Source organism: Paraburkholderia hayleyella, assembly GCF_009455685.1.
Lineage (GTDB): Bacteria > Pseudomonadota > Gammaproteobacteria > Burkholderiales > Burkholderiaceae > Paraburkholderia > Paraburkholderia hayleyella.
Genome location: NZ_QPES01000002.1, coordinates 268,522 through 289,521 on the forward strand (window position 1 = coordinate 268,522; position 21,000 = coordinate 289,521).

The window sequence follows — 21,000 nt, forward strand, 5'->3', positions numbered from 1 at the left end:
ATAGAACATTAATCAAGCAACAAAAGCCGCGGCCAGTATCAGAAATCAACTTTCAGACTGGCGGAGACGCTGCGGCCAGGCGCGGTGTAAGCATCCTTGATCGGTGAGGCATCGGCGATGCCGCGCACGTCGGACCAGTTCCAGTAACGGCGATCGAACAGGTTGAGGATGCCGAAATAGGCGATGACGTGTTTGTTGAAGCGGTACCCGGCGCGCAGGTCGACCACGAATGACGACGGCGGGGCGTAGCACGGTGCCGGCGTGCATGATTTGGTGCCGATATCGCTCGATTTTTTCGACATCTGGTACAGCAGGTCAGCCTGGGCGAACCAGCGCTCGCTGGGCTCGTAGCGCAGGCCAAACACCGCCGAGAATGGATTGATCGAATCGAGCGGCTGGCTGGCCACGTTGCTGCCGTCGACGCTGCCCTTGGTGAACGCCAGCGCGGTCTTGACCGAGAAGCCTTGTGGCAGGAACCACTCCGCGCGGCCTTCGAAGCCGTGGATATGGGCTTTCGAAAAATTCACGTACTGGAAGATGAGCGGGTTGCCGGGTGTGCCCGCACCGCCGATGGTCTGCTGCGCGATGAAATCGCTATAGCGTCCGGTGAACGCCGCGGCGCTATAGCGTAACGGGCCCAAACCGGTGCCGAGCTTGCCGCGCAGACCGATTTCGAAGGTGTCGCTGGTTTCCGGCTTGAGGTTCGGATTGCCGACCGAGGTATAGCCATAAACCGGATTGGCGAACGCGTTATTGACCTGATCCGGCGATGGCGCGCGAAAGCCGTGCGCGTACTGGGCATAGGGCACCAGCGCGGGCGAGACTTCATACAGCACGGAGACGCGCGGCGACAGCGCGTGATCGCCGGAGGATACCGGCGTGCCCGCGTATTGCTTGTTGCCCGTTTTGGCGCCCAGGTTGTAGTGGTCGAAGCGCAGGCCGGGCGTGACGCTCAGCGCGCCATAGCTGATCTGGTCCTGGATGAAGGCCCCGAGCAAGGTGTAGTTGGTATCGGGAAAGGGCTTGTTGGGGAAAGGCAATTCGCCCACCCCTGGCACCGCGCCGTTGCGCAGCGCCGAGATGCGATCGAGACTGCCATCGCCGCCATACAGCAGCTTGTGCTTGAAGATGCCCGTGCTAAAGCCGCTTTCGGCAAATGCCGAGCCGCCGATCATGTTTTCGCTGTAGGTGCCAAAGCGGCTGCGCGAAGGCGCATTGCCACGGGTTTCGAACGAGCTTTGGTCTTGCGACGCTTCCTGGTAATAAAACTGTACGTGCGCGTTCTGAAAGAAGCGCGCGGCGTCGTTCCTGAAGTCGTAATCGAAGCTGTAGCGGTTGCGCGTCATGCTGTCGTTCGCTTCGAGGGCCAGCGTAGTGGGCGGTTTGATTGCCGACAGGACATTGGTGCTGACGCGCTGACGCACGGTTTCGACCGTGAACTTGAACGTGTCGTAGGGCGTGGGGGTGATGACGATCTTGCCCAGCGCCGATTCCGCATAGGTGTGTTGCGGATTGGCTGTGGTGCGGGCGGGACCGGCTGAATTGTTCGAACCTTTGTTGTCGGTTTCATGGCCGAGGCGGCCATCCAGGATCAGCATGCCCTGAATCAGGTCGTTGCCACCCGCAGCCGTGAGCGTGCCGCCCACGCTGCGGTCGCTGGAATCGTAGCCCGTGCGTGCCGAGAAATAAGTGGGCTTGCCGTAAATCTCAAGCAGATCGCGGGGATTCTTCGTGATGAAGTTGACCGCGCCGGTCAGCCCGTCGCTGCCATACAGCGCCGAGGCGGGCCCACGCAGGATTTCGATGCGTTGCAGGGTGCTCATGTCGGCGTAATCGCCGCGGCCGGCTTCAAGCGGCCCAAACGAGAACGCGCTGGGCATGCGGATGCCGTCTTCCATCAGCAGGATGCGATTGCCTTCGAGGCCGCGGATATTGATGCTGGAATCGCCATCACGCCCCCCGCCCGTGGCCGCGCTGGTGGGCCGGTAGGCGGTGCGGCGCACCGTGACGCCCGGCTCGTAGCGCAAGGCTTCCTTGATGTTATTGGCTTGCTGCTCTTCCAGATCTTCAGCGGTAATCACCGAGATGCTCGCCGCCGTGCGGCTGACGCGGGTGGCGGTGCGCGTGGCGGTGACGGTGACCGGCTCAAGCAGTGCCCCGTTGCTGGTTGCGCGAGGGAGATTGCCGGTGCTGCTGGCGGCGGACGGCTGAATGCCGGCGGTTGCGCCGACTTGCTGCGTGGACGTGTCCTGAACCGGAGCCGTGTTGTCCGTGCTGCTCTCGGCGTGGGTTGGCGCAGCCCAGAGGCCAAACGCCCCAAACAGCATGATGGACAGCGGACGCCGCGCCAGATGAATGTGATGCACGTTAATTCTCCCGATCGAAATGATCTGTCAATAGCTGCGACGAAAAAAGCAAAAGCGATTGGCTGGGCGAATGAAAAACGGCACCTGGCTAGGAATCCGTGGGCCTGTGCGTGCAGCTGCACGGCAAGCCTATGAGTACAGGACGAGTACCAACGGACGCGCCACTCTATTTGGAATGAGAATCATTGTCAATTGAAAGAAATGCGTCATGCATTGGGAAGTTCCTATTTTTTAATCGGAATTTTTGTTTTTTATTTTGGAAAATTCCTGCTGCGATGCAGTGCCATGGCGGTGTTGCGGGGTTTTTTTTCGCACGGCGGGCGCGGATGGAACGAAGCGTTACGTGTTGTTACTTATAGGGCGAGTCAAAAGGCATAGAGGGCCGGAAGGGTATGGCCCGCTGGCTGGGACGGATCGCTTGTTGCTGCTTGTTGCTGCTTTGCCGGTCAGCGCCGTTTTTGCGCTATTCGCCGGGTTATCCAACCCCAGGTTCTTGTTCCCTTCCATGCCGCGGCTCATTGCTCATTGACACCTTCATCTCCTGCTAGCTCGAAGAGAATTTATTTATGAACCGTATTTACAGCGTCGTCTGGAACTCCACGTTGCGTTTGCTCCAGGTCGCTTCTGAACAGGTTCGTTCACGGGGTGGCAAGCCGGGACGCAAGCGTGTGCGTGGCGTTGGCGGCACCCGCACCGGTTCCTCAGGTTTGGCCCGCGTTCGCCACTTTGGCCGCGCCCATCTGGGCAATGCGGCGCTGGCCCGGCCGCGCTTCATCAAACTTCATCCACGGCATGGCGCCGTGATGACCTGCTTTCTGCTCGCGGCCCTGATGCTGCCGCTAGAGGCGGCTTGGGCGTATGGCGAGGACGGCGCGGCGGGTACGGTCATCAATGGCAGTTCGGCCGAGAACAGCACGGTATCGGCCGGCGGCAACGGCGGCGCAGGGGCTCCGGATAACAGCGGTGGCGGCGATGGGGGTGGCGGTGGTGGCGGTGGTGGTGGCGGCATCTGGGTTCAGACGTCTGGCACGACGTTGTCGAATCTTTCCGGAGCGACAGCAGAGGGCGGTGCGGGAGGCGCAGGGGGCGCGAGCGTTCACGACAATGGAGGCGGTGGGGGCGGGGGCGGCAGTGGCATCGCGCTGGATTATGGAACCGTGACCAATGACGGTGTCGTGCTGGGTGGCGCGGGTGGCGCCGGTGGTGCAGGCGGGGATATCGGCGGGAACGGCGGCAACGGAGGCGGGGGCGGCGATGGACTGGTGACCACCGGAACAGGCGAAGGCCAGCCGGTGACGATCACCAATAGCGGCTCGATTCAGGGGGGCGCTGGCGGAAACGGCGCTTCGTCACCTGGATATTTTAGCGGGAGCGCCGGGGCGGGCGGCAACGGTGTCGCCATGGCGGGCGGCACGTTGAACAATAACGGGAGCATCGAGGGTGGCCAGGGTGGAACGACGGCACCGGGCTGGGGTGCGGGCGGTGATGGCGGAGCGGGGATCTGGGTGAGCGGCAATACCCAGCCCACGACCATTAACAATGGCCAGACCGGCACGATCACGGGCGGCGCCGGGCAGGCAGGAGGGGACGCCGGAACCACGACCCCAAACGGCGTGGGAGGCGCAGGCATTGCTGGGGCCAATCTGAATATCATCAACGCGGGCACGATCACCGGAGGGGTGAACACGGATGGCGGGCGTGCCAATGCGGTGACCTTTACGGGCGGTAGCAACACGTTCGAGCTGGATGCGGGCGGCAATGTCATCGGCAATGTCGATGCGACTGCGGCGTCGGGCGGCACGAATACCCTGGCGTTAGGCGGCGACAGCGGCACCTCGGCAACCTTCAGGGTTGAGGATATTGGCGCCCAGTACCTCGGCTTTCAGCAATATGCGAAAAATGGCGCCGGTACCTGGACGCTGACCGGCAGCACGACTGAGGTCACGCCCTGGACCCTGAACGACGGCACGTTGTCGATCAGCGCGAATCGCAGCCTGGGCGCGGATTCGGGCACATTGACCTTCAATGGCGGCACGCTCAATACCCGCGCCAGCATCGAAATGGCACGGGCGATTTCGATCACGCAGGAAAACGGCACGATCGACACCGATGCGGGCACCACGTTGACGGCCAGCGGCACGATCTCGGGTGACGGCCGCCTGACCAAGAACGGTGGGGGCACGCTCACGCTGTCCGGGGCCAACACCTACAGCGGCGGCACGGTCTTGCAGGAGGGGACGGTGTCGATCGGAGCCGATAACAACCTCGGCGACAGTAACGGCACGCTGACTTTCAATGGTGGCACGCTCAATACCACCGGGACCTTTGCGACCCAGCGCGCGATCACGATCACGCAGGCAAACGGCACGATCGATACCAACTCGGGCACCGCGCTGACGGCCAACGGTGCGATTTCGGGTGACGGCAGCCTGACCAAAACGGGTGCGGGCACGCTGACCCTGTCGGGCAACAACACCTACGAGGGCGGCACGGTGATTCAGGAGGGCACGGTGTCGGTGAGCGCTGACACCAACCTCGGTAACAGCGCTGGCGGGCTGACACTCAATGACAGCACGCTCAATACCAGCGGGACTTTTGCCACGGCGCGCGCGATTGCCCTGCAAGGCGGCGGGGGCACAATCGACACGCATGCTGCTACCGCGCTGACGGCGAATGGCGAGATCTCGGGGGACGGCGCGTTGACCAAGACTGGCGCGGGTACGCTCACGCTGCTGGGCAACAACACTTACACCGGCGGGACAGTGCTCGACGGCGGCACGCTCGAGCTCGGTGCGGATAACAACCTGGGTGCAGCGGGTACCGCGACGGGCGGCTTGACATTCAATAGCGGCATCCTGAGAACCTTGAACGGGTTCTCGACGAACCGCACGCTGCAGCTCAACGGCACGGGCGGCATGATCGACACCGCGTCGGAAACCCTGACATGGAATGGGACGATTAGCGGCGCGGGCAGGCTGAGCAAAACAGGTAACGGTGAACTCTATCTGACAGGGCAGAACCTCTACACGGGCGGCACGTTGATCAGCGCCGGTATGCTTACTGTCGATAGCAGCGATCACGGTCTCGGGGTGGGAAGCGGTGGCTTGAACACGGTGAATGTGGCGGCGGGCGTCTCGTCCAGCGCGATGCTGCGCTTCGTGGGAAACAGTAGCGCGGATGGCTTGACCATTACCACCGGTGCGAGGAGCACGACGATCTTCGATGACCATAGCGTGGCGGGCAACGCGCAACTGATCCTCAACGCTCAGGGACGGCTGATGCTGGCGGGCGCGGCACAGGCGCCAGGCGCGACAGTCACGAATAACGCGGGCGGTTTCGTGGATATTAGTGCGTTGACGGCGAGCGGCACGGCGATCGGATCGCTCGCGGGTGAGGGTTCGGTGGCACTGGGGAGCCGCACGTTGACGCTGGGTGGGCTGAACCGCGACGATGTGATTAATGGCGCGATCAACGATGGCGGCAGCGGCGGCACGCTGCTCAAGACGGGGAGCGGCGCGTTGACGCTCAATGGCATCAATACCTATACCGGTGGCACAAACATTGCGCAGGGCATGCTGACCATCGGCGACATCACCCACCTGAATGCCAGTACGGCGGGCGATGTGCAAGTGAGCGCCGCTGGGACATTACGCGGTTATGGCGCAGTGGGTGGCTCGGTGGTGAACCAGGGCCTGGTCTGGCCGGGTAGCCCGACCGGTACGTTATCGGTGGGCGGCAATTATCAGCAGGGCGCGAACGGCACTTTGCAAATCGACGTCAGCCCGACGAGCGCCTCGCAACTCAAGGTGGGCGGCTCAGCGGCACTGGGGGGCACGCTCTCGCTGCTCTATGCGCCGGGCACCTATCGCACGATCAGCTATCAGATCGTCAGTTCACAGGGTTTGAGCGGCGATTTCAGCAACGTCAGCACGAACGGCAGCGAACCGCAAAACCTCAAACGCAGCATCAATCTGAGCCAGTCCGGGGTGGTGCTGTCGTTAGGCGTGCCGACTCCGCCGGTGCCCCCGGATCCACCGGATCCACCGGATCCACCGGGGCCACCCACGCCCCCGATTAATCCCAACCCGCCCGATACGCCGCCTGGGCCGGTTGTGGTCGCCCCAACGAATGCCACGCTGTTTGGCGCATTGGGTTCGGCTGCGATGCGCGAGGGCCAGCAGGTCAACGATCTGCTACTGGAGCGGATGAGCCGCTTGTGCGCTGATGCCAGCGCGTCCGTTGCGGGTTGCCTGCCTCTGGGCCGCCATGCGTGGGTACAGACGACCGGCGCGATTGCGCAAGTGGGCGGCAACAGCGGCGCGCCAGGTTATACCGATCGCCGTTATGGTTTTCTCGCGGGGATTGAGCGCCAGGTGAATGCCTGGACAGTCGGCGTGGCGGCAGGCTATAGCCATGCCGACATCACGGAACAGCAAACGGGTAGTAGCGGCAAGATCGATACGCTACGCATCGCGGGTTACGGTGGCCGCTCGCTCGGGCCGGTGAATATTGCGGGGACGTGGGGCTATGCCCATGATTTTCTTGCCTCGAGCCGTAACTTTGGCAGCTTCGGCAATGCCGATGGCAATAGCCAGGGCGACGAGATGCATCTGGGTGCGCAGGTCAGCCTGCCGCTGACAGTGGGCCCGTTGCTCGTGACACCGCGTGCGGGTCTGCGATATCAGTACTTCCATGGGCATGCGTTCGATGAATCCGGCCCGACCAGCCAGAATCTCGTGGTTGGCATGCAAAACCTGAAGAGCTTGCAACCTTATGTGGGCGTGACCGCAGGCTATCCGTTCATGCTGCTGGGGGAGCGGCCCGGTCTGGTGGAAGCGCGCCTGGGCTATGCCTACGAAACGCTTGATCCGTCGCGTTCGATGGCGGTCACGGCGGCCGATGGCACAAGCTTTATCGTGCCCGGGGCGACCTCGTCGCGCGGCATGCTGAGCGCGGGGTTAGGGGTGAAGCTGCCGCTGCGCAAGACGCTCGATTTGAACGCAGGTTACGACACGCTGATTCATACCGGTAATGTGTCGGGCCAGGCGCTCAGGCTGTCGCTGACATACCGCTTCTAGTACCGCTACCGCTTCTAGCGGCATGGCCATGCGCGAACGAAGGCTTTGTAGACCAGCGATGCGGTCGGCTGGGTTTGCCCGGCGGGGACGGTGCTCATATAACTGAGCACCGTGTCGAGTTTTTGTTTGTGCGTGGTGTCAGGCGGCATGCAATACAGCTCGCGCTGGCGGCTCACCACGGCTTGCACGCGCGCACCGCTGGTATAGCCCGCGAGAAACATCGCGCACAGGTCGAGGTTTTCCGGGGTTTTACAGGCGTTGTAGAACGTCGCGGCGTTTTCGAGTCCTTGCGCGGCTACGCCGCTGGAAACCAGCGCGCAACTGAGCGCAACGAGACAGGAGAGGCGTTTCATCGTGGTTTCGGCTTCGCTTGAATAAAGGTGCGGGAAACTATACGCGCGGAGCGTATGAGCGCATCTTTTTATTGCGTGGCCGGTGCGGCTGAAACGCGGCTAGTCAAAAATAAAAAACCGCTCGGGTTCATGCGGCCTCGATGCCAGGACTGCGGCAAACATCCCCCTCTTTGCCCGGTGGGCCTGGAGCCCTGCCTGCCTGCCACGTTTTGGCCCGGACCATTGACTATCGTTCGCCATTAAAAATAGTCTGTTTTGCAGGGTGTTATGCCTTGAGGCTAATGTGGCAAACGTAGCAAGACAGAATATGGGTTGCCTGAGCGGGTTGCCTGAGCGGGTCGCCTGAGCCGGGTGTAACGCTAGCCATAAAAATGGCCGCGCTGGATGAATGCGCGGCCCAGGAGCATCACTGCGATGAAGGGGTTGTCATCGAGTGCGGGTTTCGGCCATACACGCTGCCATGGTTCATGGTTTTGTGCCCACATCGTTGTTTGGACCGTGCTCTATACGGAGTCTTTCTTGTCCGGATCGGCGAGGCTATTCGCGCCACTTCTATCAATTCCGGCATGTGTGTCATCACCGCTGGCGGCCCGGAGCCAGGCGGGGTTGAATTCACTATGGGTTTGGGCGGTGTTCGTGTTCGCAGGGCCATGCGCATCTGCTGTGTTATTCAGGTTGCCAGACGCTGCTTCGCTGCCAGCACCGACGTTATGCCCCTGATTGCAGATCGCAGTGGTACCACTTGTACTGCTATTGATGATGGTGGTGCCGTCAGAATTATTTTTGATGGACGTGCTGCCAAAGGCATTGTTGCTGGTGATGCTCGTGCCATTGGCGTCGTTGCTAATAATCGTGTTAGACCACTGATTATTTTTAGTCTCGGCGCCCTTGTTCGTACCACCGCTCAGGCTGATGTTGATTCGCTGCCCATCGCTGGTGGTCATGGAGATCTGGTTACCTGAATAGTGCGGCTGCTGGCCACGCAGGTAGTCCATCGTGCCGTTGTCGGATGAGGATTGCTGGGGTGGTTTTGCCGGATGCCTGGTGGCATGGTTCTGTTGCTCACTGGCCTGTTCAGGGTCATCGGTCTGAACGTTGTAAAGAGACGAGGGTTTGGTTGGCCGAATACCTTGCATGTTGGGTCTCCTACTGAACGGGGACTTCATGCTAGGCGATTTTTGGGTGTTGGCATGCTACATAGCTAGGGCTGTAAATGTCTAATGACGTGCAGCGCGATGAAAGCGCATGGATGCCCTGGAGCAGACATGAGTTTGAGATGGGTAGAGGGGAACCCGGCGACAAGGCTGTGCGAAACGCCGGTGTTGGGTAGCGTCGACGACCTGACGCCGGGACCGCTACAAAACTTCTGCAGGGCCCCGGTTGTTTCAAGTCGTGATTGAGGTACTACGGTAGTTTATTGGGAATCAAGCCTTGGTCTCTAACAAGCCCTTTAACAGCGTGCTCATCCCAGCTGAGAGGCTACTCATCAACTTGTCCAGAATGGACGGGTTATTGTCGGCTGGGGCATCGCTCCCTGCTGCAGAGGAAGGGGAAGGGTTATCCGGCGCCACGTTGCTTGAATCTTGTGAAATAGCTGGCTGACCGGAACTACACGCGCCTGATGCGTTTGCCGCGGGTGCATCAGTGTTGGCTTCAGCTTGCGCTGCCTGGACAGCCGATAAAAGTGTGGATTGGATACCTTGCATGATTCGTCTCCTATGTTAATGGTTTATTAAAGGAGTATACAGAATACGTTTATTCAGAGCCGCCATATATCGCATAGATATTTGATATTTATATACGACTGCTGCCTCGCATTTTTGAATGCGGTGGTTTTAATGAGATAATCTTGGCACGATATATTTAAATGCCGTATTGCATTTAAATATATCGTTTGCTTAATGTAAATTTTGTCGTTGGTAACAGACGTGTAATGGCAGTGGAAGAATACGAAGGGGCGGGAAAAGTGGACGTCAGGTTTCGCGTGATCCGACGTCAAGACTGCCGCAGAATATCTGCAGCAGTCTCGTTGTTTCAGCTTGTTATTTTAATGAGTCGTTGGGATATCCGTCTGTTTGTTCCCTGAGGACTGTCCGGGAATATCTACCTGAACCGGGCCGTGCATGTTGGGGGAAGTGGGGGTAGTGGAAGGCGTGGAGGGAGGAATCTCCGCCTTAACCGGGCCATGCATGTTCGTGTGAGATGAAATAGTGTCGGTATCGGCGCGGCGAATGGGAGGGGTATCACTGGCACGACGCGCGCTGCCTGAATTGTCTGAAGGAGCATCAGCTTGCGATGTCTGGCTGGCTACACGGGTTGCTGATTGAATACCTTGCATAATTAATCTCCTGAGTTAATTCATGGTTAGAGGAGATTGCAGAATAAGTTAAATACGATTTGCCAGATGCTGCATATCTATGTCTATAAATAATGTATTTTTTTGTTTTACTATGCCTCAAGCGCTAATGTGGCAAACGTAGCAAGCCAGTGTTCGCCCATATAATCGCCTGCGACGTGCGGCAAGGCACATGCCAGATGCCGTTGTGCTGCATCGCGTAATACTTCAGCGCGTGGATCATTTTCAGGTAACGCACGCGCCAGCGCCCGCTGGCACCAGGCGCGGCTCAGGTTGAGGCCATCCAGATGCGCGATCTTGCCATCGCTGCGATCGGTGACTGTTACGGGTACAAACAGCGTGCGCGGTTGCTGTACCGCCAGCTCGGGCAGAAAGTCATCGAACCACGCGATGAATTCGGCCGTGGGCAGCACACGCCGCATCAGTTCAGCCTCCATCAATGCCGGCGAAAGAAACTCATCGCCCGAGGGTTCCCACGCCTGACATGCGCGATCGTGTTCATGCCAGCGCCGGGCGGTTTCGGCAATGACGCGGGTGAGCGCCCGATGCTGCGTTTGAGTGGCGAAATCGAACGCCAGTGTTAGCGCAAATGCTGTGTTGAAGTGCGTGCCGACACGCAGCGGATACGTCGCCTTCGGCAAGAACTCAAGAAAGCGTTCGATGATGGCCTCGGTGAGCGGCGCCAGCGCGCTGGCCCAGACGCGGGCTTGCGGCAGCGATAGCTTGAGCGTATCGAGTTCGCCCGCTAGCGCAAGCAGCCATGCCCAGCCGTAAGGACGCTCGAACCCCCGGTTATGCGGTAAATCCAGATAGGCCCGCTCGGCCATGATATTGGCCGCGGTGAAATGCACCTGCGTCACGTCAATGATGCGTGCTGCCTGTGGCAGATCAGGACAGCGGCGCAGTAGATGCAGCACCAGCCAGTAGCCATGCACGCACGAATGCCAGTCGTAGCTGCCATAAAACACCGGATGAAGCGCACGGGGGCTTTTGACATCCTCGGGGCCCGCGAGTGCATGGGTGAGCTTGTTGGGGTACTCGCGGCTCAGATGATCGAGCGCAAGCGTGGCGAACTGGGCGGCAATGCGCGTAGTGAGTTGAGTCGTCATCAGAGTCTCGCTAGAAACGGAATACGAGGAAGTAGAGCAGCACCACGTTGACGGCTAGCAGCATTAACGCTGTTGGGATTTGCACCTTGATTACGCCGTTTTTATCGTGGAGCTCGAGCAGGGCGGCGGGGACGATGTTGAAGTTGGCGGCCATGGGCGTCATGAGCGTGCCGCAAAAACCGCAGAGCATGCCAATCGCACCCATGATGGCGGGGTTGCCGCCAAATTGATGCACGATCAGCGGCAAACCGATACCTGCCGTCATGACCGGGAAAGCGGCGAAGGCATTGCCCATGATCATCGTGAAGAGCGCCATGCCAAGCGCGTAGGCGAGAACAACGGCAAATGCGGAACTGAGTGGTATCCATGCCTGTACGAGCCCGGAGATCACACCCCCTACGCCTGCAAGTGCAAAGAGCGCACCGAGCGCGGCCAGCATCTGCGGCAGGATTGCCGCCCAGCCGACCGCATCCATGATTTGACGCGCATCCTTGAGCGCTTGCGTGGGCGAGTCGCGCAACATGGCCAGCGCGACACCGAAGGCCACGAGCGTGCCGAGGACGAGCGAGATCAGGGTGACGTTCTTGCTCTCGACGAATGGCAGATATTTCAGCGTGAAGGTTCCAGCCAGCGTGACCAGTGGAATCAGAAGTGCGGGAATAAATAGACGGTTGCCGAAACGGCGCGCCTGTCTTTCCCGATGAGTGATGAGCGCATTGGCTGCGGCCTGATCAACCCGGCTGTCGTTACCGTCATTGCGGATTGCGCTTTGCCCCAGCTTGCCTGAACCCGCGATGAGCGCGAGGGCAATCGCCATGCAGCCGGTGACGAAGTGCGGCAGCACACTGCCCAGCAGGAATGTTGCCGCGTAAATGCCCCAGAACAGAAAGTTGACGAAGCGCCGTCCATTTGCGCGCTCCATCAGGCCATAGAACGCAAATGCAGTGAACATCAGCCCGGCAACGAGATAAAGCGAATCGAGTTTAATCATCGTCTGGCGCTCCGTGCCGCGAGACTGAGCTGCGATGCGAGGTGCCGATCGAACAGCATCAGCCGCGTGCAGTGGATGACAAGCGCAGCGACCGCTGTAGGAATGGCCCAGACCGCCAGATGCAAGGGTTCGGCGGTGATGCCGTTTTGCTCAAGAAAACCCTTGATGAGCAGAATCGACTGAATCGCAATGAAGATGTCTTCGCCGAAGAAAACGCCGATGTTGTCGGCTGCTGCGGCATGCGCACGGATTTGCTGGCGCACGCTGCCGGGTAACTCACCATGCTGGCTGGTTGCAGCGGCTTCGGCCATGGGCGCGATGAGTGGACGTACCATTTGTGCATGGCCGCCTAATGAGGTCAGCCCGAGCGCTGCGGTGACCTGGCGAATCACGAAGTAAAGCATCAGCACACGGCCCGTGGTGGCCATCTGGACGCGCGAGATCAAGCGGCTGGCCTGCTCCTTGAGCCCATTGCGCTCGAGCAGTGCGATTACGGGTAACGTGAGCCAGATCAGGCCCATATAACGGTTTTCGGCGAAAGCGCTGCCGAAGGCGCTGATAATGCCGACCAGATCGAGGCCACCCGCGAGGCCGGTAGCCATGCCCGCGACCGTGACTACCAGAAGCGCGTTAAAGCGCAATGCAAAACCGATCACAACGATCGGCACGCCAATTAACACCAGCATGGCTTTCTCCCGTCTTTAATCGTTTTATCCGCACGGTTTGCACTCTGCGGCAAAAATCTATCACGGAGAAACTACGCTGAACAGCCCTGTATGAGCTCGCAATCATTACGGGTAAGTCAAGATCAGGATTACGTTATAAAAGCAGGGCTTCTGGTTATATTGGTTTTAGATGGATGCGGGGCTTCCCGATTACGGTGGTTTGTGAGGGAATAATGTCGCCGCTCGCTATTGCGCCGTGCAAGTTCCTGGCGCCATGAGTTCGTTTGCCAAATTGACTGTCATGTGCCGAATGCCTTTCCAGCCGAAGAAGGGGGAGCCTTCAAGCCAAACCATGTCAGGCAGGCCGCCACCACGCAAAGAATGAGACACAACAGGTTGGTGTTTTGCCAGCCAATCGTGGCTTGCAGTATGGCGGGCAAAAACGCGCCAGCCGTCGCAAAGATAGCGATGATCAAATCGTTGATCCCTTGCAGCCGATGGCGGTTGTGTTCGGTGAGCGAGCAGGCCAGCAAGGCTCCTCCGCCGACATAGCCGAAATTCCAGCCGATGCCGAGCATGATGAGGCCTGAGACGATGGCCCCTAAACCCCATCCCCAGATGCCCAATACCGCGGATCCAGCCAAAAACAGATAACCGGCTAGCAAGGTATTTCGGTGACCTGCGCGGAGCAGAATCATGCCGGTCACGAACGATGGCGCGAACATGGCGATCACGTGCCCCTGAATGACAAATGAACTGGTATCGAAGGCTACGCACATGGATGCCATGAGCAACGAGGCCTGAATCATGATCATGTTCATGATCAGGTAGCTCAGCGCTGCCGCAATCACGGCGACCGTAACAGGTGCGGCCGCCGTGATTGCGGCAGGCGTTTCGGCTGGCGCTGCAGCAGGCTTGACGGATGCAACGGGACGCCAAAAGACAATCAAGGCAATGGTGCCGATCCCGAGAACGATAAACGAGGCATAACACAATGCAAAAGGTGCAAATCCCGGCACATCTTTAAGGCCAATCGATAGAAGTGGCCCACTTATGGCGGCAACGATGCCGCCGCCAACGACGAGCGACACGCCTTTGGAGCGCATTTTGGGCACGAGCCCATCGACTGCGGCAAAGCGATAGAAGTTGGCGAATGCGACGTACATGCCAAGTAAGCCGTGCGCGATGATTAACTGCACGAAGCTGGAGTGAACGACTGCCATGTAGCCGATGCATCCTGCGGCAATCAGACAGATAGCACCGAGCAGGAACCCGCGTTTGCGGCCGTAGCGCCGCATGAAACTCGAAGCCGGGTAAGTGACCATGGCGACAGCGGCAAACTGGACGCCGTATGGCACGGTCGCCCATGTATGACTGGGTGCGAGCATGCTGCCGACAAGCGCGGCAATAGTGACGGACACCACAGCCGTAGTCAGGTTAATAGCTTGGCACAGTGTTAAAAGATAAGTGCCGCCGGGTAGCTTTTCTAGTTCGCCTGAATTCAAATCAAGGCCGGTCATGCGTGTCACGATGACGCCTCCGGCAAAGCGTCGGTGCATGAAGTTGCGTGGAAAGCCGAGGTGTCGAAGCGGGCATGATCGAACTGGCACACCAACCGTTCCTTGCCGCTGCCCATGCTTTTGCGGCGTACCGCGATACGGCCAATCGGGGCCGTGCTGCCGATATGCGTACCGCCGCACGGCATGATATGACCTTCGCATTCCCAATAACGGGCATCGATATGGTCTGAATGGGCGTAGGTAAGAACCGGGCTGCCGCGGGTGACCAAATCGTTGGCGATTTGCTCGATAGCGAACACCTCTTCGGGTGTAAAGCGATGGCTGACACCGAAATCAAAGCGTGCCCCATCGGGCCGGATATGACAGCCAAGCGTCCACTCGGTGGCATCAGGACGGATCTGTTCGACGCCGAGATATAGCAGGTGTGACGCAGTGTGGCTCAAGGAGAGTTGCGCCCGGCGCAGGGTGTCGATGCTGATCTGTACCTGTTCGCCATTTTTCAGGAGCGCAAGATGGGGGAGGTCGTCGGGATGAATGAGGTGTTCGACAACCCCGCCAAGCTGAATGTCTGGGAAGTCAGGGATGTTGGCGCGTTGCCCGTACATTTTCCGCACGTGAATAAAACGGATTGCGGTGCCGTTGGGCAACGTCAATGTGCCGATATCGGATTCCTGGCCGCCGCCTTCCGGGTAGGCGAGTGTCGCGTCCAGTTCAACGTAGTCTTTGCCGATTTTTGAAATGCTTGCTTTGGTTTTATATAAAAAGGCATCCGAATAATAAAGACGGTCAGTACAGCGGGGAAAGGGAAGCATGAGTGAAGAGTCCTTTTAAAAGCTTTTTGGCTCAGTGTGCGTGAAGCCAGGGTCCGCACGAAAGACCTGTTTTCCAGGCTTGAGCACGACATTAAATGTTTCATCAAATAGGAGGTGGGCAGTGGCCATCCGGATCATTCCAGGCGGAATGCACTTCATCAATGTCCAATCAATGCAGTTTGCATGAGAGTCGAAGCGGCGTTATCCGAGTTGGAGGATGCGGGATATTCTGGCTGAAGTGGGGTAGTTAAGTTTCGCTAGCCATTTAGGGCGGAATGAATGGCGTACGGCGTTTCAAGGCTTTTTGTGAAGTTAGGAAATATCTCAGATGTCTTTAATTTGCATAGGAATCAGAACTGATGAATATGACTTGGCAGACCATTTTTGTCAAATGACGGGATGTGAATAAAGGCGTGCAAAAGCCACTAGCGAAGGCCGCTAGCGACGTTCGCGGGCGCAATGATTCTGGATGGGAGAATGGTCAGATGATGAGATGGCCGTGAGCCGGGATTACAGTCTTGCACGGCCAGACGAGCTTTTGCGCGAGTCTTTACGGAGCCGTATTCATAGCCAGTCCCGCATCCGGTACCACGCCATCGCCAGAACGAGTAAAGGCGTTCTGAGCCAGCGCCCACCAGGAAAATCCCGATGACGAACCCGGCCGAACAAATCAAAGCGTTCTGCCTGACCGTGAATGGCCTCAGCGATCAGTTCGCCTGCGAGCCCGGTGATATTCACCCCATGGCCGGAAAACCCCTGGGCGAAATAAAGCGTAGGTGCGAGACGGCCAAAATGAGGTGCCCGGTTCATGGTGATATCGACAAAGCCACCCCACGCATAGTCCACTTTCACGTCGGCCAATTGCGGGAATGTCTTGAGCATGTCGCGGCGCATGGCATGGCCTAAATGGCGGGGCTCAAGCGTCGAATAACTGACCTTGCCGCCCCAGAGCAAGCGTTTGTCAGGCAGTGGCCGGAAATAATCGAGGACAAAACGGCTATCGCAGATGGCTGCATGTGCGGGCATGAGCGCTTGGGCGCGCGCTGGATCGAGCATTTCGGTGGCGATGACATAGGTGCCCACCGGCATGATCTTGCGGGCGATGTCGGGCGCCAGCGCTCCAAGCCATGTGTTGCAGGCGAGGACGACGAAACGTGAGCGCACGCTGCCCTGAGCCGTCTCGACACGATGTCCACCGTTTTCGTTCAGTAGCTTTAGCGCACAACTGTTCTCAAAGATCCGCACACCTGATGTGACCGCGGCACGCGCCAGCCCCAGCGTGTAGTTGAGCGGATGCAAGTGTCCGCTGTCCGGGTCGAACAGGCCGCCGAGATAACGTTCAGACTGCACGTAGTGTCCGAGGTTATCGCGTTCGACATAACGCAGGCGGTCATGGCCGAAGTGCTTTAGCGCCTCGTCTTGTATGCGATGCAGCGCGACCGTATCACGCGGTTTATTCGCTACGCTCAGATAGCCTGAAGTTAAATCGCAATGAATTTGATGACGCTCCACACGCTGGCGGATTCGGCTCAGTGATTCCTGGCCTAGGCGCCACACCAGTTGGAGTTCGTCGGGTGACAAGTACGGCTTAAAGGTGGCGATCTCGCAGGCATAGCCTCCAATCATCTGGCCGCCATTGCGTCCGCTTGCAGCCCAGCCGACCTGGGAGGCTTCGAGCACAGCAACCGAAAACCCCCGTTCTGCCAGGTTCAGCGCCGCTGAGATGCCAGTGAGCCCCGCGCCAATCACACAGATATCGACGCTGATCGCCTGATCGAGCGGAGCATGACGCGTGGAGTCGTTGGCCGTTGCAGCGTAGTACGACGCGGCGTGAGGCTGGTTCGAGAAAGGAAGCATAAGTTGACGATTCTTATCCTTGAAGGCGGGGCCTGGCGCGGCCGTTATGCCTGACGCCTGGCCCGCCGTCATCGACGTGTCATGTCTGTCACGCCAGGCCAAGTTGCTGGGCGGTGGCGTCTAGCGCGCCTTTGGCCTTGGTGACAATCTCGTCGATTTCGCTTTTGCTAATGACGAGTGGCGGCGACAGCAGCATCCGGTCGCCCGAGGCACGCATGATGAGGCCGCTGTTGAAACAGAAATCACGACACAGCGAACCGACTTCATCGCTATTGGCGAACCGTTTCCGGCTGTTGCGCTCCTGCGCCAGTTGCAAGCCCGCCACGAGCCCAGCGCCCGCGATTTCACCCACCAGCGGGTGCTGGCTGAATGTTTCGCGTAACTGCTGCTGGAAATAAGGCCCTGTGTCATTCCGGACGCGCTCGACGATTTTCTCGTCACGTAGCAGCTTGAGGTTGGCCACCGCGACCGCCGCTGAAACCGGATGGCCGGAGTACGTCAGACCATGATTGAACTCGCCATGGTTGATGATCGCCTGCGCCACACGCTGATGCAGCCCGACCGCACCCATCGGCATATAACCGCTGGTGAGGCCTTTGGCGAGTGTGATCAGATCGGGCTCGAAACCAAAGTGCTGATGAGCGAACCATTCGCCCGTGCGGCCAAAACCTCCGATCACTTCATCGGCCACGAGCAGGATGTCGTACTTGCGGCAGATGCGCTGAATCTCGGGCCAGTAGGTGGACGGTGGAAAGATCACGCCCCCGCTCCCTGGAAAGGCTCACCGATAAAAGCCGCGACATTTTCCGCGCCCAGTTCAAGAATTTTTGCTTCGAGCTGCTGTGCACGCGCCAGACCAAATGCTTCAGGGGTTTCACCCGTTTGGGCTTCGCCAAAGTAGTAAGGCTGGTCGATATGAACGATGTGTTCGACCTGGGAGGGCATTTGCTCGTGCATGTAGCCCATGCCGCCTAGCGTGCCGCCTGCGATGGTTGAGCCGTGATAGCCGTTCCTGCGTGAAATGACGTACTTTTTGCTGCGCTGGTCTTGTGTCGCCCAGTATTGATGGACGAGGCGCAATACCGTGTCGTTGCCCTCCGAGCCGCTATTGCAATAGAAAAAATGCGTAAACGGCGCGGGTGTGAGTTCCGCCAGCAGCGCGGAGAGTTCGATGATGGGCGGGTGCGTGGTTTTGAAGAACGTGTTGTAAAAGGGCAGTGTCTGCATCTGCTGGTAAGCCGCGTCTGCCAGCTCCTTGCGGCCATAACCGACGTTGACGCACCATAGTCCGGCCATGCCGTCGATGATCTGTGTGCCGTCGGAATCCCAGAGATACACGCCTTTCGCCTTGACGATGACGCGGCTGCCTGCGCGGTTCAGCGCGCCCATGTCGGAAAACGGATGAACGTGATGGGCTGCATCGAGTGCCCGGTATTCGGCGGTACTGCGTTGTGGCGCCGTACTGGCCGCGCTGGGCACACTTTGTGCAGGAAGCACATAGGCACTGTCTGGTTCAAACCGGTTCATGTGAGACCTCTTTACAGTTGTACGGCTTGCGCAGCCCGGTATCCGGGCTGATTGATCCGTTAGTTAGACATGGAGCAGCAAATGCTTGCGCTCCCATGAGCTGATGACGCGGAAAAATGCTTCGTATTCCGTTTCTTTCAGTGCCAGATAAGCTTTGACGAATGACTCTCCAAGGATCTCTGCCATTGGGGCGCAGGCGCCCATGAGCGTGAGCCCTTCCTCGAGGTTGCGCGGCAACTGGTAAGGCAATTCGTAGCCATCGCTGGAGAGCGGCTCCGTCGGCTTGAGTTGCTGGGTCATGCCCAGGTAGCCTGCGGCCAGCGTACCCGCTATCGCCAGATAGGGGTTGGCGTCTACGCCAGGAATACGGTTTTCGATGCGTCGCGCCGAGGGCCCCGAATGCGGAATGCGAAAGCCCACGGTGCGGTTATCGTAGCCCCACTGAACGTTGATCGGCGCCGCCATGAAACGTGACAGGCGTCGATATGAGTTGATGTAGGGCGCGAAGATTGGCATCAGGGCAGGGGTGTATTTTTGCAGCCCCGCGATATAGCCATGAAACAGCTCGGTTGGTTGCCCCTCGCTGTCCGTAAAGAGATTGCGTCCGGTTCCTTCATCGACGAGGCTCTGATGGATGTGCATCGCCGAGCCTGGTTCGTTTTCCATGGGTTTGGCCATGAAGGTCGCGTACATCTTGTGACGCAAGGCTGCTTCGCGCACCGTGCGCTTGAACAGAAACACCCGGTCAGCCAGATTAAGCGGATCACCGTGCATGAAGTTGATCTCCATTTGCGCCGCGCCCACTTCGTGAATCAGCGTATCCACTTCGAGTTCCTGAATATCACAGTACTCGTAGATATCTTCGAAAAGCGGATCGAATTCATTGACGGCTTCGATCGAATAAGCCTGACGTCCAGTCTCTGGCCGGCCTGTGCGGCCAATGGGCGGCTGGAGCGGCAAATCCGGGTCCTTGTTCATATCCACCAGATAGAACTCGAGTTCAGGCGCGATCACGGGCTTCCAGCCCCGCGCCTTGTAGAGCGCCAGTACCCGGCGCAATACCCAGCGCGGCGAGATCGCCACTGGCGTGCCGTCGAAATGCACGCAGTCGTGAATCACCTGGGCGGTTGGATCGACCGCCCAGGGAATCAGGCGAATGGTGGAGGGGTCGGGCACGCACACCATGTCTGGATCTGTGACGCCAGTCAGGGTGCCATCTTCAGGATATTCGCCGGTGACTGTCTGGATCATGACGGCTTGAGGCAGACGCATGGACTCGCCGGATTCGAACTTGTTGCGCGGAATAATTTTGCCGCGGGCAATGCCAGCCATGTCGGGAATGATGGCTTCGACTTCAGTGATGCGGTGTTTTTTCAGAAACTCGTCGATCTCGTGCATGAGGATTCTCCTGTCGGGCTAAGGGTCGGCTTACGCGGAGCGGCTGATCTCAGCCGTGCTCCGGTTGACCCGGGTGCGCCTCCGCTCGCGGCATGCGGCGCCAAATGCGCGGAAGATCGCGGTGGAGAGTGCGTCGTGGGCCTGCTTCCACTCGGGGTGCCATTGCACACCCAAAGCGAAAGTGGAGGCATGTGCGACGCTGATGGCTTCAATGAGTCCGTCTGGCGCATACGCTTCAGCGACCAAACCTGCGCCCAATTGATCGATGCCCTGGCTGTGCAGCGAATTCACGCGTGTCGCGCCGCTGCCAGCCAGTTGCGCTAGCAGCCCGCCTGGTGTCAGGCGGACGGTATGGGCGGGGCCATATTGCACTTCAAGCGTGTCCACCTTGTTCTCGCGGTGATCGTTCAGGCCGGCGATGGTGTGCAGGTGCTGATGCAGCGTGCCGCCGAACACCACATTCATTTCCTGAAAGCCCCTGCAGATTGCCAGTACGGGTACGCCAGCCGCAATTGCCGCGCGCATCAGCGGCAAGGTGGTGGCATCGCGCGCTGGATCATGCAGTGTGCCGGGCGCGCTGGCTGCGCCCCGATAATGATGCGGCTCGACATTCGAATAACTGCCGGTGAACAGCAAGCCATCGAATGTTTCCAGCAGTGCGGCGGTATCTTGCTGCTCACCCAGTGCGGGCACGATCAATGCGAGTGCCTGCGCGCCCTCTACAACGGCAGCGAGATATTTTTCGCCGGCGGCATGAGTGGGATGCGGGCCAATAAGGGTTCGGTCGGCGCTGATGCCGACCAACGGTTTGCATGGCATGACGAGCTGTAAATAAAATGACGGTGAAAGACGGCGCTCATGCTGTCCGCGGTGCAGGCGTCAATTGCCGCGCGTAACCAGGGATCCTGGGATGTGCAGGAGTGGTGACGACTGCATCGGGAAATCCACGAGATTGCGCCGTGCGAGGC

Annotated in this window: 13 protein-coding genes and 1 pseudogene; 1 reads left to right on the forward strand and 13 read right to left on the reverse strand. The window is 59.0% G+C overall.

The genetic code is table 11. The features are described 5' to 3' along the window. Positions 1 to 38 precede the first annotated feature (38 nt). The gene (locus tag GH657_RS15600) at positions 39 to 2,366 is read right to left on the reverse strand and encodes a TonB-dependent hemoglobin/transferrin/lactoferrin family receptor (RefSeq protein WP_153101959.1); all 2,328 of its coding nucleotides are present in this window, start codon (positions 2,364 to 2,366) and stop codon (positions 39 to 41) included. A gap of 566 nt (positions 2,367 to 2,932) precedes the next feature. Here GH657_RS15600 and GH657_RS15605 point away from each other — a divergent pair. Then, a complete protein-coding gene (locus tag GH657_RS15605; protein ID WP_153101960.1) occupies positions 2,933 to 7,444 on the forward strand; it encodes an autotransporter domain-containing protein in 4,512 nt (1,503 codons plus the stop codon). A gap of 14 nt (positions 7,445 to 7,458) precedes the next feature. Here GH657_RS15605 and GH657_RS15610 read toward each other — a convergent pair whose 3' ends face one another. From GH657_RS15610 to GH657_RS15660, 12 genes and pseudogenes are all read right to left on the reverse strand, one after another. Then, positions 7,459 to 7,797: a Rap1a/Tai family immunity protein gene (locus GH657_RS15610; RefSeq protein WP_153101961.1), complete on the reverse strand. Its 339-nt coding sequence runs from the start codon at positions 7,795 to 7,797 to the stop codon at positions 7,459 to 7,461. A 503-nt stretch (positions 7,798 to 8,300) separates the two neighbouring features. Next, positions 8,301 to 8,933, reverse strand: a complete 633-nt coding sequence (locus GH657_RS15615) for a hypothetical protein (RefSeq protein ID WP_153101962.1) — start codon at positions 8,931 to 8,933, stop codon at positions 8,301 to 8,303. A gap of 288 nt (positions 8,934 to 9,221) precedes the next feature. Next, complete coding sequence (locus tag GH657_RS18070; RefSeq protein ID WP_174770000.1) at positions 9,222 to 9,503, reverse strand: hypothetical protein; 282 nt, start codon at positions 9,501 to 9,503, stop codon at positions 9,222 to 9,224. A gap of 742 nt (positions 9,504 to 10,245) precedes the next feature. Further along, the gene (locus GH657_RS15620; RefSeq protein WP_153101963.1) at positions 10,246 to 11,262 is read right to left on the reverse strand and encodes a DUF2891 domain-containing protein; all 1,017 of its coding nucleotides are present in this window, start codon (positions 11,260 to 11,262) and stop codon (positions 10,246 to 10,248) included. A gap of 10 nt (positions 11,263 to 11,272) precedes the next feature. Beyond that, positions 11,273 to 12,253 (reverse strand): DUF979 domain-containing protein, encoded by a 981-nt coding sequence (locus tag GH657_RS15625; RefSeq protein ID WP_153101964.1) that lies wholly within the window; start codon positions 12,251 to 12,253, stop codon positions 11,273 to 11,275. Beyond that, positions 12,250 to 12,939, reverse strand: a complete 690-nt coding sequence (locus GH657_RS15630; RefSeq protein ID WP_153101965.1) for a DUF969 domain-containing protein — start codon at positions 12,937 to 12,939, stop codon at positions 12,250 to 12,252. The genes GH657_RS15625 and GH657_RS15630 overlap by 4 nt, the downstream gene beginning before the upstream one ends. A gap of 278 nt (positions 12,940 to 13,217) precedes the next feature. Continuing rightward, on the reverse strand, positions 13,218 to 14,438 hold the full coding sequence (locus tag GH657_RS15635; RefSeq protein WP_246174231.1) for an MFS transporter: 1,221 nt from the start codon (positions 14,436 to 14,438) through the stop codon (positions 13,218 to 13,220). A 5-nt stretch (positions 14,439 to 14,443) separates the two neighbouring features. Then, positions 14,444 to 15,250 carry an alanyl-tRNA editing protein gene (locus GH657_RS15640; protein WP_153101966.1) on the reverse strand — a complete coding sequence of 269 codons (807 nt, stop codon included), beginning with the start codon at positions 15,248 to 15,250 and terminating at the stop codon, positions 14,444 to 14,446. 564 nt (positions 15,251 to 15,814) lie between these two features. Then, positions 15,815 to 17,107, reverse strand: coding sequence for an NAD(P)/FAD-dependent oxidoreductase (locus GH657_RS15645; RefSeq protein WP_153101967.1), 1,293 nt, complete (start codon positions 17,105 to 17,107; stop codon positions 15,815 to 15,817). 88 nt (positions 17,108 to 17,195) lie between these two features. Continuing rightward, positions 17,196 to 18,634 (reverse strand): annotated as a pseudogene (locus GH657_RS15650) (aspartate aminotransferase family protein). Between the two features lie 63 nt (positions 18,635 to 18,697). Further along, positions 18,698 to 20,032 carry a glutamine synthetase family protein gene (locus GH657_RS15655; RefSeq protein ID WP_153101968.1) on the reverse strand — a complete coding sequence of 445 codons (1,335 nt, stop codon included), beginning with the start codon at positions 20,030 to 20,032 and terminating at the stop codon, positions 18,698 to 18,700. Between the two features lie 30 nt (positions 20,033 to 20,062). Continuing rightward, the gene (locus GH657_RS15660; protein WP_153101969.1) at positions 20,063 to 20,851 is read right to left on the reverse strand and encodes a gamma-glutamyl-gamma-aminobutyrate hydrolase family protein; all 789 of its coding nucleotides are present in this window, start codon (positions 20,849 to 20,851) and stop codon (positions 20,063 to 20,065) included. Positions 20,852 to 21,000 lie beyond the last annotated feature (149 nt).